A 14,420-nucleotide genomic window follows, 5' to 3' on the forward strand; every position below is an offset into this window, starting at 1 on the left:
CACCTTTATTCTCTCTATACACCAGTTTGTAGAGGATTTTAACAGTTTTGTTTAGAGGTATTATTTAAATAAGGATTGTGAAGTCTTTTGGTGAATATTAAATGTTAATCTAAAAGATGGAGGTTGTTGTGATGTTGAAACTGTTTCAATATAACTGGCAAGTTCGTGATGATTGGTTTACATTGTGCGAAGACATACCGGATGATGAACTATTAAAGAAACGGGTCGGTGGGTTTGGTAGTATCCTACATACCTTATTTCACATTGTAGATGTGGAATATATGTGGATCTTAGGTTTGCGAGGTGAACCAGTGCCTGAGGAGCCATTGTTTGAAGATTATGCTAGCTTACAAAAAGTGAAAAATCTTTCAGCTCAATACCACGAGAAAGTGAAGCCCTTTGTGACATCTTGGACAAATGAAATGGATTCTCGGAAACTTTCAGAAACTGATTTCAATGAAGAACCGATTAGCTCTAGAGACGCACCAATCAGGCGCCGAGTCATTGAATGTACACACGGAGAGATCATACGTCATGTCATTGTCCACGAAATCCACCATATCGGCCAGTTATCTATATGGGCACGTGAAATAGGAAAAGAGCCTGTTTCCGCAAATCTGAGAGGAAGAGGGCTATTCGATAATTAGACTGCCTTTGTCAATTTCACAATCGGGCGCTTTAATGGCACAAGGATCAAGAAATGATCAAACTTATTTATAAACGAATGGTTTAATTGAATATATGTAAAGCGTGTTTTGATCAATCTTTTTTTCAAAACACGCTTTTTCTATTTACTATTTTATCAAGGTTTATAGAGTTAATTTAATTAAACTTTATTCCAAAGCTACAACTAGTCACTTTTGTATTAACAATTATGCGTAACTTCTAGCTCATTATTGGCATATATTGTTCCGTAAGTAGCACAAAGTAACATACCATCACAAATCTCGCTACTTACTTGAAAGTTTATGTTATCTTCATATGTATCTATGCTATCAGCTCTAATTGTATCTACAAGTTTTTTAAAATCAAGAACTGGTAAATATTTCGCTATCATTTCATAGCTTGATAAATTATCTGCATTATTATCTGCATTATATTCCTGAATTTCTTTGTAAATTGGACTTAGACTATACGGATCATGTTTTAATTGTCCATTTTCATCTTCGAATTTTTTTATTTCTTCTTTAACTATATAATTTGGATAATCTTCACTGCCTTCATCTTCATCACCAAATTCCCAAAATGGATATTCTATGTCACATAAGTGCGTTATAATCCACATCAGAAATTGCTCATTTATAAAACCTACATTTGCTTCTAGCTCCTTAAATCTATTACCATAATATTTTGTAGCTTTTTCTATCTTCTCTTCTTGAGACATATCATCTGTCGCCCCTGTTATGTCACATTCATCTAGATCTATAAAAATGCTATCGAACTTACTTAAAACGCCTAAATCAACTGTTTCACTCCAGTAGGCTTCACCATCTATACCGATTTTTATCATAACATCCTCCATTCTGCGGCTATCGCCTCAAACTCACGTTTTTCCATGACGTTCTCTAAAGATTTGTTATTAAGCTACTAGAATTTAATAACTGTCCAATTCAGTGTAGCCTATTCAAATCAACCATATCAAGTCTTTGAATCCTGTTAGAAGGGAAATAAAGAGCTATATTTATATAAGTAACTTTAGAGAGATAAAAATTTCATTTTGGCGATACTTCAAAATTTTAGCTTAATGGGCATGGCGGGCTATCCCTGTTTTTTTATAAATACGAGCAGTGACCATTTAAGGTGTTTCCAGCCATAATCGGACTGGAGCTAGAATTATTTCCTAGTCCTCTTATAAGTGGATACAGGCTTTACTTGCATAAATTCTTAAAAATTTTCAAATAACTTTCTAATAAAAATCTCTATCAATAGGCATAAAAAAGACCTCAGTTTTCACGAGTCATTTTTTATGTACGTCAATGTTCTAAAAAATCGTGACTGTATTTCAAAGCTACATTATAAATAAAATTTATCAAGTTTAATCTTTAGTAAATTAATAGTTAATGTAGTAAAATAAAAATCTAAAAAATGAAAAAGGGGCGTTTTTCTTGAGTACGATGCAACAACTTTTACAAAAAAGAGCAAAACAATCAGCCGATGTAGAGGCGCTTGTTGGAGGAGGAAAAAGGTATTCATTTAAAGAGTATAATGAACGAGTAAATCAATTGGCACACTTCTTATTAGAATTAGGTATTCAAAAGGGAGACCGTATAGGAATTTTGTGTAAGAATAATCATCCATTTCCAACAATTATGATGGCAAGTTTGAAAATTGGTGCGATACTGATCCCATTTAATCATCAGCTTACTTCTTATGAATTAGAAACGATTATACAAGAAGCAAAATTAAAAATGTTATTCTATGATACTGAGTTTAAAGCAGTATTATCTAAAATTGATGCAGTAAAAGAGATTCTAATGACAATAGAGACTGGACACCAGATGGATGTGGCACCGTCATTTGAACGATTGTTACAAAAACAATCCAAAAATGAACCAGCTGTAACTGTTCATGAAGATGATGATGCCATCTTCTTATTCACTTCTGGAACAACAGGGAATGCGAAAGCATGTGTAATTGGTCACAGAAATTTATATAATTATTTTACTGAAGTAGCAGGTCAAAGCGAAATTCCAGCAGGACAGCGTTTCCTTTCTGTACATCCGCTTTTTCATATGAGTGGCGTTCTTTCTGTATTAAATTGTATTTATCATGGTGTTACGATGGTTTTCCTTTCTGATTCAGATCCTGCACTTATTTGGGATACAATTGAGAAAGAGAATATTACAACGATGCTCGCATTCCCAGCTGTATATAGTTATATGCTGGATGAATTAAATAAAAAAGAACGTGATATCTCTTCTTTCAAGATAGCGCAAAGTGGTGGAACAAAAGTATCTGAGAGCATTATACAGCGCTATGCGGAAAAAGGAATTTATATGGTCCAAGGATACGGAAGTACAGAAGGATGGGTTGTTAGCTCTTGGCGGCCAGACATGGGGAAAGAGAAAATGTCTTCAGTAGGAAAGCCAATTAAAAACGTGGAAGTGAAAATTATTCATCCTGATACAGGTGAAGAATTACCAAAGAAAGAAGTTGGGGAAATTCTTGTAAGAAGTCCATATATGTTTAAAGGCTATTGGAATAATGAAAAGGCGACCAAAAAAGTTTTAAAAGATAGCTGGTTTTATATGGGAGATGCCGGCATGATAGATGAAGAGGGTTTCTTATATATAATGGGACGATATAAAGATGTTATTGTACACGGCGGCGATAATGTATATCCGGATCAAGTAGAAGAAGTAATCCATGAAATAAATGGTGTATTGGAAGTTGCTGTAGTTGGAATTCCAGATGACTTTTGGGGAGAAATTCCAAAAGCTTATATCGTCACAGATATTCACACATCTTTAACAGCAGAAGAGGTTATTCAGTACTGTAAACAAAAATTAGCAAGCTACAAAATACCGCAAGTAGTGTTTGTTAAAAGTTTACCGAAAAATGCGTTAGGTAAAGTATTGAAGAGAGAGTTGAAAAGTGATGTTTTAATAAGCTGAAAATAAAAAGTCCAGTTATGTTTTGTGCATAACTGGACTTTTGTTTATTTCGATATCGTATTGGTTTACTAAATTTTGTAATTCTATTAAAATAATAAAGAAAATTCTAATGATAAAAAATATTTCTTCGGAAATAGAATTTAGAGAATTGAATATGAAAGAAGAGATAAACATTAAGAAAGTCATTGTTACAAGTAGAGACGGAACGACTTATCCTTCGTCCTTTTCGAGAAGAGGATTATATAAGCTGGTATGAAGGATTTCATAATCGGTCGGCATCTCAGTATAAGTATGATGATGGTTATCAAGATATGGCGTATGCAACAAAAGAATGGTTTGTCGAATGGATACAAGGGTTTCTGGAAGCAGCGGAACGAGATGAAATGTATGTGTTAGGAATTTTTCGTAAAGAAGATGGTGCAAATGTTGGTAAGATTGAATTGATTACAATTTTAAGAATGGATTATCAATGGGCGATGATGGGATATTCGATTCATAATCAGTACTGGAAAATGGGTTATGGGGTAGAAAGTGTACAGGCCGCTATGGACCTATTCTTTGATCATCTTAAATTCCACCGCATTGAACTACACATAAACATTGATAATGAGCCATCGATTCGTCTGGCGGAAAGAGCAGGATTTGATTTTGAATGCACGAGAAAAGCATTTTCTTTTGAAAATGATGAGTGGACTGATTTTCTTATTTATTATAAAAATCAGATGGGTGGATAAAGGAATTTGTAAAGTCATATAGAATGGGGAGATAAATTTGGAAGAACAGTTTATAGAGACAAGTGAATGCCACTTATGGACAGTAAAACAAGGACAAGGAATTCCGGTCTTACTCATAAGCGGTGGACCAGGTTGTGCCGATTATTTAGAACCAGTCGCTAGTTTGATAGACGATATATGTGAAGTAATTCGGTTCGATCCTAGAGGATGTGGGCGTTCTGAGTTCGATGGTATAGGATACGGTGTAAAAGAATGTATAGAAGATATAGAAAGAATACGAGAATATTACAAAATTGAAAAGTGGATCGTTATGGGGCATTCGTGGGGAGCTGATTTAGCTCTTGCGTATGCAATATTACAGCCTAATTCACTGTTAGGATTTGTCTCAATTTCAGGAACTGGAATTCAAAATGATTGGGATTGGAAAACAGCATATAAAAAAGGATTGGAAGAACGAGGAGAGATATGTCCAAATTCGGTTTATTCCTATAATAAGGATGTACACCGCTCTTTAATAAATTCTTGGAGAAATTTTATTAAACAACCAAATTTATTAAAAGAGATTTCACGAATTGACATACCGTCTCTATTTATACATGGCCAAAGAGATATACGACCATCTTGGCCTATTTTACAAATTGCATCCATTATAAACGGAGCCCAAGCTATTGAAATAGCAGAAGCTGAACATTATATTTGGTTGCAGAAAGAAAATAGTCTTAGGGAAGTTTTGCGACAGTATGTAAACAAATCCTTTTAGGAGGAACTGCATATGAAAGTACTGATTACAGGTGGAAACAGAGGCTTAGGATTCGAACTAGTCAAAGTATTTCATGAAAATGGACATGTTGTTTTTCCGCTAGTTCGGAGAGAGGGAGAAATTGATACGTTACATCGTGTATTTCCATCTCGATGTTTTCCTATATTAGCAGATTTATCATCTGATGATAGCATTGACCTGATAAAAGAGCAACTTAAACAGTATACAGAAGTGGTTGATCTTATTATCAATAATGCTGGAATACCAGGAAAAGAAACAGAGATTTTACATACTACTTCGGAGGAATTAATGGCTGTATTTAATATTCATTGTTTGGGAGTAATTCGAGCTGTTAAAGGTTCATATTGTAGCTTAATCAAGTCAAAAAATCCTAGAATCATTAATATCTCTTCGCGTTTAGGTTCTTTATCTAAAATGGCAGCTCAAGAATTTCCACAAGGGCAGTTTTCCTATTCATATCGCATTGCAAAGGCAGCACAAAATATGCTGACATTATGTTTACAACAAGAATTTGAGGAAACAGGCATCGTGGTGACCGCAATTCATCCTGGAAAATTAAAAACAGAGATGGGGGCGTATGATGCGGATATGACTTCAAGTGAAGGGGCATACAACATGTACAATTGGGTAATGAGTACAAATCATGAAGTTTCAGGTAAGTTCATTGATCCATCTTTAGGAGAATTAGGCTGGTAGTTTTAATTTTTGTATAGAAGGGTGAACAAAATGTACAATGTTACAATCGTTCAAAACATATTTGGACCTTCCAAAAAAGTATTAAATGGTTTACCGAATGCAATAACAATTGAAGAAATTAAAGAAGATTTGCTGTATGATCCTCAAAATTATAAAGACAAGATAAAAAGATTTGTAGAGGTTTGTGCAAATTGGAATGTAAAAAGAGCGAATATTTTACTAAACAAAAGTTTCAATAGCTATACTCCCAGTGCAAAAGTGTTACGTGAATTTAACTTTCAACTTTACGCAGCGAAAATAGAAGTGTTTCGCAAGCTTGCGGATATGGAAGCTCCAGAAAAACCGTATAAATTTCGCTCTATAGACGAAGGGATGTTGTCTGAAGAAGAATTTAAGTCGCTTTGGGAGCGATGTATGTCAGGGTCAGATAATCAATTATCAACTCTTCATATTAATGAACATTTTTACGCTATACAAGCAGAATTAGATCAGGGCTGGGAAAAATCGTGTATTGTTTTTTATGAAAAGGATAAGCCGATTGGAATATCTATTCCTCATATTGAACCTGGAACAAAGGATGAAGGACGATTGTTTTATTTCGGATTACTGCCAGAGGAACGTGGAAAAGGAATCAGTGCTCAAATCCATCTCCAATCTTTACATTTATTAAAACAAATGGGAGCTACCTATTATATAGGAAGTACCCATTTGACAAATGAAAAGATGCAAAAGGTTTTTTGGAAAAACGGCTGTTCTATAAGGGCAGAGACGGAACTATGTTGCAAAACTTTCAAATAAAAGTTAGGGGATGAGAAAGTGAAGGAAGTAAAAGTTTTCCATTATGATGCATTCAGTAGTAAGCCAAATATGGGAAATCCAGCTGGGCTTGTAATAAATACGCAAGGGTTAACAGGTGATGAAATGCAGCTTATAGCAAAAAAGGTAGGGTTTAACGAAACGTCATTTGTACTTCCTTCGAATGTTGCGGATGTGAGAATTCGTTATTTTACACCAGGACATGAAATGAATCTTTGTGGACATGCGACAGTGGGAACGATTTATGCGCTTCATGAAAAAGGATTATTAAAGGGGAAGGAAAACCTCGCAATAGAAACGAAAGCGGGAGTATTACCAGTACGTATAAATGTAGATGAAAAGAGAGAAACATTTATTAGGATGAGACAAACAGCACCACAGTTTCAAAGCTTTAATGGTTCGAGAGAAGATGTGGCTCACAGCATTGGACTTCATGAAACGGATTTAGATGAAACATTGCCGATTGTATATGGAAGTACTGGAATTTGGACTTTACTCGTTCCAATTAAAACGTTAGACGCTTGTCAAAGAATGAAACCAAATAATAAAGAGTTTCCATCTATTTTAAAAGAAATACCGAAGGCATCGATTCATCCTTTTTGTTTAGAAACGTATGATGAAGCAGCACATATGCATGGTCGTCATTTTTCATCACCTTATTCCGGAACAATTGAAGATCCGGTGACAGGAACTGCTTCGGGTGTCATGGGTGCATATTATGCTACGTTTTTGAAGCAAGATTTTGATAGTGAAATGAAATTAATTGTTGAACAAGGACAAGAAATGAATAAGGACGGTCGTGTGGCTGTTTATGTAACAAAGAATCAGGAAGATCATTCACTGCAAATCGAGATTTCGGGAACGGCTGTATATGTAGATAAGTTTCAAATTTCGATTTGAAAAAAGCTCGGTACACGACCGAACTTTTTATCTATTTAATACTTCAATAAAAGAAGTATCTCCATTTTGTCTCATTACAGAATGGAAATTGCTACGTTCTAACGTTTCTGCAACTTGTTTCAATTGCTGGGCATCATCATGATGAATTAGCAGACTATCTGCACCGCTTTCTTCAATGTGGATATGTTCAATATTACCGATAGCCTGATTTACAGCTTGTAAAAAATCGGGTTTCATATATGTCCTCCTAATATGTACAGATATGTTTTCTAGCATGCCCATATTTATAAAAATTAAAAGTTAGCACTAATAAAAGAAAAGATAATGTGAAATGAGATTGACGGGTTGCCACGATAGCATTTGGAGTAGAGGATTTTTCTTATGTTTGTCGAATAATAAAGTTGTTTTCTCTATGGTTAAATATACTTGAAGAATGGGAATGGAAAAGGTGGACATTTCAGAAATTATCGAACAATTAGTTGTTAATGAAGGAATTGCTGATTATCCGAAAGGCTACAAGAAGTTAACTGGTGGTACGACAAGTAGACTGTATCTTTTAGTAGGAAATGAACAGTGTGTTGTAAAGTTGAATGAAGCGAGGGTTATTGAAGAAGAAGCATATTTTCTTAACTTTTATGAGAATAAAAGTATATTTCCTAAGCTTTTGTATGTTGACCCATTATATAGATATATGGTGTATTCATTTATTCCTGGTTCTGTAAGTTGTGATGCTGGGAATAAAAAAGATATTCTTTGTACGCTTGTTCAGAAAGTCATTCATACATATAAACCAGCTGTGAAAATGGATCAGTGGGGATGGAAAGAAGATCCGGTAGACTCTTGGCAGGATTTTCTTTTAGAAAGGGTGAGGGAGGCGAATGAAACTGTAACTTCCTATATAACAGAAGAAGATTTTCATACCGTTGTTCAATTGGTACATAGTCCAAATAGAACGGCATATAGTGATCAACCATTTTTATTGCATGGAGATTGTGGGTTTCATAATTTTATATTTAATGAGCATACATTATATGGTGTAATTGACCCTTATCCAGTTTTGGGAGATCCTATATACGATTTAATTTATGCATTTTGTTCGACGCCGAAAGAGTTAACGAGGGAAACAATAGACGAGGTAGTAGAAAAGAGTGTATTTCATAATAGAGCGAGGGAAGCTTTATATGAAGAAGTTGTAATCGTTTTATATTGCAGGTTAGACACTTGTTTGAGACATCATCCAGAAAATTTAGAAGCTTACTTACAAGCTTGGCGTTATTGGATGAATCTGATTCATGAACAGTGAAAGTTAAATAGAAAATAAAATGGGGATAGGAGAAATGTTATGAAAAATTTTGTTTGTACAACATGTGGCGTGCAATATGCAGCTAGTGTGGAAGAACCAACAAATTGTATGATTTGTAATGAAGAACGACAATATGTGAATCCAAAGGGGCAATCTTGGATAACGCTTGATGATTTACAAGAGAGCAACAAATATCAAAATGAAATGATTGAAGAAGAAACAGGACTTTATAGCTTTACAACAAAACCGGAATTTGCGATTGGTCAAACTGCTTATTTGTTAAAAACAGAATCGTATCATTTGCTATGGGATTGTATTACATATCTCGACGAAACTACAATTGAGAGAGTAAAAGAATTAGGAGGGTTAGATGCAATTGCATTATCCCATCCGCACTATTATTCTACTCAAGTCGAATGGGCAGAAAGATTCGATGTGCCAATTTATATTCATGAAGATGATAAACAGTGGGTAATGCGTCCGAGTAAACATATTGTTTTTTGGTCAGGGGAATCATTGCAATTAGCTGATGGACTTACGGTGCATCGTCTAGGTGGACATTTTAAAGGTGGTTCTGTTTTACATTGGTCACAGGGGAATGATGGAAAAGGTATTTTATTAACAGGCGATATTATTCAAGTTGTAGCTGATCAAGAGTGGGTGAGCTTTATGTATAGCTATCCAAACTTAATTCCGTTACCAGCAAATAAAGTAGAAGAGATGGCGAAAAGGGTAAAAACACTATCTTTTAATCGTTTGTATAATGCTTTTCACCGAGTAGTGAAAGAGAATGCGAATGAAGCTGTAGGACGGTCTGCACGGAGATATATTTCCGCGTTAGAAGGTAAATTGTTTCATACATAAAGAGGAGAAGTAAAAATGAATACATTAATATGTTTTGGTGATAGTATTACAGCTGATGAAACATTTTGGAATGGAACACCGAGATTAACACCACGTTTACAAGAGCATTTTCCAGATTGGAAAGTAGAAAATGCAGGTGTTCCGGGTGATGATACGTTCGATGCTTTAAGAAGAATAGAAGAAGATGTGTTATCTTATGATCCGACATTTGTAACAGTCTTTTTTGGCGCAAATGATGCAGCATTTCATAAGCAAGTATCACTACAAGAATATGAAGAAAATCTAATTGAGATCGTGAAAAAAATTTCACCAGAAAAGGTGCTGTTAATTAGCCCGGCACCAGTGGATGAGGAAAGACAGCAGGCAAGAACAAATGAAGTTTTATCACAGTATGCAAGAGTAGTGGAAGAAGTGGCAAAACAAACAGGAAGTCACTTTCTTGATTTGCATTCTCATATGACCCATGAATCAGATTATAAGAAGTTTGTAGAAAATGAAGAGCGTGATGGACTGCATTTTAGCGTTGTTGGTTATGAATATTTAGCTGAGTTGATGGGGAGTAAATTAAAAGAGATCTTTAAATAGATGTCGCACAGGAAAAGCAAAGCTATGAGTAGCTTTGCTTTTATAGTTTCTTTTTCGGCCTACGTACTAATTCACCACCACAGTTTGGACAAACATAATGCGTTTTTTCTGTGCACGGTGCACAAAATGTGCATTCGTACGTACAAATATAAGCTTCCGAATCCGTTTGAAGTGAAGTGCTGCAAGTTTGGCAGTTTGTTTTCATTTCCAATGACATGTGATTTCCTCCTGAGTGTTTGAATGTTTGTAATTTAATGATAATATAAGTTGGAGAATATGTCCTTTTCAAATGAAAGTATATTTGGAAGTTTATATAACGTTTGAAATGAAATATAAAATTTTTATTATAAAAAGTAATTTTAAATCAATTCATGATGCTAGATTTAAATTAAATTTAGTAGTTTTTCAGTTGTTAAAACTGTAGCAAACATTTTATGAAGGCTTACTAATGCTATATTATGAATGTCTTCTGCAGCATAGTAATTTCCGTCGTAAGCAATGCGGCCAAATGTAGCAGTTGCATCTGAAACGACATAAGTTGAAAATCCTAAATTACCAGCCATGCGTACTGATGTCGATACACAATAGTCTGTTGTTAAGCCGATAATGACGATAGTTTTATAATTGTGTTCTCGTAAATAAAATTCTAAATTTGTTCCGATAAAAGCGCTATTTACACTTTTTTGAAATACTGGTTCGTTTGGAAGCGGAATGGCAAAGTCTTTAAATTTACTTCCGCTATTTTCTTTTCTTAATGGATGATTTTCTTTATTGGAAATGTGCTGCACATGGATTACAGGACGATTTGTTTTTCTCCATGTTTGTAGTATGAGTTTCATGTTTGTTTCAGCATCAATATTATTACGTTCTCCCCAGCGAGGATCATCGAATTCTTTTTGGATATCAACTAAAATAAGTGCAGTATTTTTAGGTAAGTGATTCATTTGTTATGCTCCTTTTCAAAAAATATTTTCTATAGGGTAATGATATCAATTGTTGTAAATGTTGAGAATTTCCAGTTTTTTTGAAGGGTATAACGAAAAGTTTGGACAAGGAGATAAAGAGGATGGAGATAGAGTGGTTTCGGTGCTTTTTACTTTGCTCACAATACAAAAGCTTTTCAAAAGTAGCAGAGCATCTTCATATGACACAACCAGCAGTAAGTAAACAAATAAAGAAATTAGAAGCTGAATTAGAAGTGGAATTAGTGAGTAGATCTCCACAAGGTATAGAATTAACAGAAGCAGGAATGTATTTTCAAAAAAGAATCCTTCCATTTGTTAAGGAATGGGATGGTATTAGACAAGAAATGAAAGACATGGGAGAATCCATACACGTAACGTTAGGATTACTTCCTAGTCTTGCGGCATTTTATCTTCCTGAAAAACTTGTTGGAAGCCAGATTGAGAATATGAATTTAGAAACGAAGGTATATGATATGTCTAAAGAGATTATGGAAGATATTTTATCAGGAAAGTTAGAGGCAGGTTTAGTAGATGAAAAGTGGGTACCAAAAAATCTTTGGAATAGGAAGTTATTTGTAGAACCGTATGATGTAGTTTTTCAAAAGACACATCCGTTTAGTAAAAAAGAAAATGTAAATATAAAAGAACTATTATTAGAGAAATTAGTTATGTATCCAGTCGGTTGCGATATTCGAAGAGCGATTATAGAAGAGTTTGAAAGATTGAATGCGGACCCTGATATTTGTTCTGAGGTATCGTTCCGAGACTTTATTCTTGGCATGGTTGCCGCAGGAGCTGGAATTACAATTGTTCCACGAACGATTTCAGAGCGTATTGAACATTTGCCGCTGCGCTCTTTACCCATTCGGGATTTTCAAAAACAAAGAACCATATATTTGATTGCAAGAAATGAAAAGATTGGCAAAGTACTCTTTAAGGTATTTACAGGAACTTCTTTGTAATTGTTTAGAAGTTATTCTTTTATACTAAATTATTTCTTTTTCATACTTATTTATATAAAATTGAATAAGTAATACAGTAACAGGGGGATATGTTTTAGTGGAAAATTATCAAAAATTGAATTTGAAAAATGATATGAGTTTTAACAGTTTACGAGCTGATTGTGAGAATTGTTTCGGTTTGTGCTGCGTTGCATTACCTTTCGCAGCTTCAGCTGATTTTGCAGTTAATAAAGATGCTGGTAAGCCTTGCGCAAATTTACAGTCAGACTTTCGTTGTAGCATTCATAAAAATCTTAGGCAGAAAGGTTTTAAAGGGTGTACTGTATTTGAGTGCTTCGGTGCGGGACAAAAGGTTTCACAGGTTACTTTCGAAGGAGTTGACTGGCGTAAAGATTCTAAGCATGCGCAGAAAATGTACGCTGTTTTTCCAATCATGCATCAGCTTCATGAGATGCTTTGGTATTTGAATGAAGCTTTCGCGTTAAAAGCAACACGACCGATTCATAGAGAGATTCGTACTGCGATTGAAGAGACGGAACGACTTTCTTATCTTAGCCCAGATTTGCTGATTGATGTAAATGTTTCATCACACAGAGCGTATGTAAATGAACTTCTATTAAAAACAAGCGAACTAGTATGGGCGGAATCACGTCACAAGTATAAGAGTGCGAAAAAAAATAAAAGGATGAATCACCGAGGAGCAAACCTTATGGGGGCAAAGCTGAGAAGAGCAGACTTTAAGGGGGCGAATTTACGAGGAGCATACCTCATTGCAGCTGATCTGCGAGAAGCTGATTTAAGAATGGCTGATTTTATTGGTGCTGATTTACGGGATGCTGATCTTAGGGGAGCGAACCTTACGGAGAGTATTTTTCTGACTCAAGTTCAGGTTAATGCAGCGAAAGGAGATGTAAACACGAAATTACCAAGTTTACTTTCTCGTCCAGCGCATTGGTCTGCGTGAGAAAAATATAAATTTTATCTTAATAGATAATGTAAAAACACAGGCTATATTTTTTATAGCCTGTGTTTTTATTATTTTTTCTTTTCAAGTGTAGTTATCACGACACTAAATATAATAAGAACACCCCCAATAAAAAAGTTACGATTTAACGTTTCATTTAAAAGTAGCCACCCTAGCAATGAACCAACAATAGGTTGAAAAAAGAAAAAGAGTGAGCCAATGCTAGCATCCATTAACTCAAGTCCTTTATTCCAAAGAAAAAAAGCACCGGCAGTAGAGATGATTCCTAAATAGAGAATGCCTAAAATGATAGTGGCGTTTAAGTTTCCAACTGGATTGGATTGTAACTCCCAAATCATGCAAGGTGTGATGAAAAATAATGAAAAGAAAATTGCGTACGTTGTAATGATTAAGGATGAAAAACGACTAGATGCAATTTTTACATAAATAGATAGTAAAGCCCACGTAATAGCGGCCCCAACTAAAATGATTGTGCCGATAAAATAAGATCCTACTTCTATATCCCAACCAATAACAATTATGACACCTATTGTGGCTAAGAGAGTAGAGAGTATTCTGCGAGTCGTTAATTTTTCTTTCAAAATCAAAGTAGCGAATACGACCATAAATGCTGGCGTAGCTGATGTAACTAAAGAGCCTGTGTGCGCATCAGATAGTTTTGTTCCAATGAATTGACATGTAATTGAAACGAAGTAGCCGATGAAACCAATCCAAGCAAAGAGTAGCCAATCTTTTTTGTTTATTTGTATCGTTGTTTTTTGTTTTCGCTCTGTCGTTTTTAAAATCATGTACAAAACTACAAAGGCAATAATAAAGCGAAGCCAGACAAGTGTAAGTGGGGGAACAAAATCTAATACATATTTACTGACAACGTACATACCACCCCAAATACTTGCTGCAAGTGATAAACATATAGCCCCTAAAATGGTTTGTTTCACTGTGAAATACCTCCGTCTATTTGTAGGATTGTGATTAGAAATCCTAAGACGAGGCATATTTTTGATAAAATATACGTATGCCCGCCTTAGATTATAGACGGATTACAGGTTGATCGTTTTCGAATAGGTTGTTGTAGTACATTAGAAATTCTCCTCTCAATATGTGTATTTGTTTCCCATGAATCAGTTTTATATTAAAATTATAACTTAATTTTCAGATTATTAAAGGGTATCTATCAATTCTTTTTACTCTGATGTTGAAATTTTAAATTCAACA

Annotated in this window: 17 protein-coding genes; 12 read left to right on the forward strand and 5 right to left on the reverse strand. The window is 34.8% G+C overall.

The features are described 5' to 3' along the window. The first annotated feature begins 131 nt into the window (after positions 1–131). On the forward strand, positions 132–647 hold the full coding sequence (locus KFD70_RS10240) for a DinB family protein (RefSeq protein ID WP_336452385.1): 516 nt from the start codon (positions 132–134) through the stop codon (positions 645–647). Positions 648–865: 218 nt separating this feature from the next. Here the strand turns inward: KFD70_RS10240 and KFD70_RS10245 are convergent, their stop codons facing one another. Further along, the gene (locus KFD70_RS10245) at positions 866–1,510 is read right to left on the reverse strand and encodes a hypothetical protein (RefSeq protein WP_431613175.1); all 645 of its coding nucleotides are present in this window, start codon (positions 1,508–1,510) and stop codon (positions 866–868) included. Positions 1,511–2,105: 595 nt separating this feature from the next. Between KFD70_RS10245 and KFD70_RS10250 the strand changes: the two genes are divergently transcribed. The 6 genes from KFD70_RS10250 (at position 2,106) to KFD70_RS10275 (ending at position 7,541) form a co-directional block, all read left to right on the forward strand. Continuing rightward, complete coding sequence (locus tag KFD70_RS10250; RefSeq protein WP_336452383.1) at positions 2,106–3,614, forward strand: class I adenylate-forming enzyme family protein; 1,509 nt, start codon at positions 2,106–2,108, stop codon at positions 3,612–3,614. Between the two features lie 185 nt (positions 3,615–3,799). Next, positions 3,800–4,348: a GNAT family N-acetyltransferase gene (locus KFD70_RS10255; protein ID WP_431613176.1), complete on the forward strand. Its 549-nt coding sequence runs from the start codon at positions 3,800–3,802 to the stop codon at positions 4,346–4,348. Positions 4,349–4,385: 37 nt separating this feature from the next. Further along, a complete protein-coding gene (locus KFD70_RS10260; RefSeq protein WP_336452381.1) occupies positions 4,386–5,108 on the forward strand; it encodes an alpha/beta fold hydrolase in 723 nt (240 codons plus the stop codon). Positions 5,109–5,120: 12 nt separating this feature from the next. Further along, complete coding sequence (locus tag KFD70_RS10265) at positions 5,121–5,825, forward strand: SDR family NAD(P)-dependent oxidoreductase (RefSeq protein WP_336452380.1); 705 nt, start codon at positions 5,121–5,123, stop codon at positions 5,823–5,825. Positions 5,826–5,855: 30 nt separating this feature from the next. Beyond that, complete coding sequence (locus KFD70_RS10270) at positions 5,856–6,623, forward strand: GNAT family N-acetyltransferase (RefSeq protein ID WP_431613177.1); 768 nt, start codon at positions 5,856–5,858, stop codon at positions 6,621–6,623. An 18-nt stretch (positions 6,624–6,641) separates the two neighbouring features. Then, positions 6,642–7,541 carry a PhzF family phenazine biosynthesis isomerase gene (locus KFD70_RS10275; RefSeq protein WP_336452378.1) on the forward strand — a complete coding sequence of 300 codons (900 nt, stop codon included), beginning with the start codon at positions 6,642–6,644 and terminating at the stop codon, positions 7,539–7,541. Positions 7,542–7,568: 27 nt separating this feature from the next. On the opposite strand, the gene KFD70_RS10280 is transcribed toward KFD70_RS10275, so the two are convergent. Beyond that, positions 7,569–7,778, reverse strand: coding sequence for a hypothetical protein (locus KFD70_RS10280; RefSeq protein ID WP_336452377.1), 210 nt, complete (start codon positions 7,776–7,778; stop codon positions 7,569–7,571). 202 nt (positions 7,779–7,980) lie between these two features. On the opposite strand from KFD70_RS10280, the gene KFD70_RS10285 reads away from it, so the two are divergent. The 3 genes from KFD70_RS10285 to KFD70_RS10295 are packed head-to-tail and all read left to right on the forward strand — an operon-like array spanning position 7,981 to position 10,293. Beyond that, positions 7,981–8,844, forward strand: coding sequence for an aminoglycoside phosphotransferase family protein (locus KFD70_RS10285; RefSeq protein WP_420792353.1), 864 nt, complete (start codon positions 7,981–7,983; stop codon positions 8,842–8,844). 39 nt (positions 8,845–8,883) lie between these two features. Further along, entirely contained in the window at positions 8,884–9,708 is an 825-nt protein-coding gene (locus KFD70_RS10290; RefSeq protein ID WP_336452376.1) for an MBL fold metallo-hydrolase, read from the forward strand. 15 nt (positions 9,709–9,723) lie between these two features. Then, positions 9,724–10,293, forward strand: a complete 570-nt coding sequence (locus tag KFD70_RS10295) for an SGNH/GDSL hydrolase family protein (RefSeq protein WP_336452375.1) — start codon at positions 9,724–9,726, stop codon at positions 10,291–10,293. A 40-nt stretch (positions 10,294–10,333) separates the two neighbouring features. Here the strand turns inward: KFD70_RS10295 and KFD70_RS10300 are convergent, their stop codons facing one another. Then, complete coding sequence (locus tag KFD70_RS10300; RefSeq protein ID WP_336452374.1) at positions 10,334–10,510, reverse strand: DUF1272 domain-containing protein; 177 nt, start codon at positions 10,508–10,510, stop codon at positions 10,334–10,336. Positions 10,511–10,676: 166 nt separating this feature from the next. Beyond that, complete coding sequence (locus KFD70_RS10305; protein ID WP_431613178.1) at positions 10,677–11,237, reverse strand: cysteine hydrolase family protein; 561 nt, start codon at positions 11,235–11,237, stop codon at positions 10,677–10,679. Between the two features lie 122 nt (positions 11,238–11,359). Between KFD70_RS10305 and KFD70_RS10310 the strand changes: the two genes are divergently transcribed. Continuing rightward, on the forward strand, positions 11,360–12,220 hold the full coding sequence (locus tag KFD70_RS10310) for a LysR family transcriptional regulator (RefSeq protein ID WP_336452372.1): 861 nt from the start codon (positions 11,360–11,362) through the stop codon (positions 12,218–12,220). 133 nt (positions 12,221–12,353) lie between these two features. Then, positions 12,354–13,184, forward strand: coding sequence for a pentapeptide repeat-containing protein (locus KFD70_RS10315; RefSeq protein WP_431613197.1), 831 nt, complete (start codon positions 12,354–12,356; stop codon positions 13,182–13,184). 71 nt (positions 13,185–13,255) lie between these two features. Here KFD70_RS10315 and KFD70_RS10320 read toward each other — a convergent pair whose 3' ends face one another. After that, complete coding sequence (locus KFD70_RS10320; RefSeq protein ID WP_336452371.1) at positions 13,256–14,143, reverse strand: DMT family transporter; 888 nt, start codon at positions 14,141–14,143, stop codon at positions 13,256–13,258. Positions 14,144–14,420 lie beyond the last annotated feature (277 nt).

It is taken from the genome of Bacillus pfraonensis, from assembly GCF_050768835.1.
Lineage (GTDB): Bacteria > Bacillota > Bacilli > Bacillales > Bacillaceae_G > Bacillus_A > Bacillus_A pfraonensis.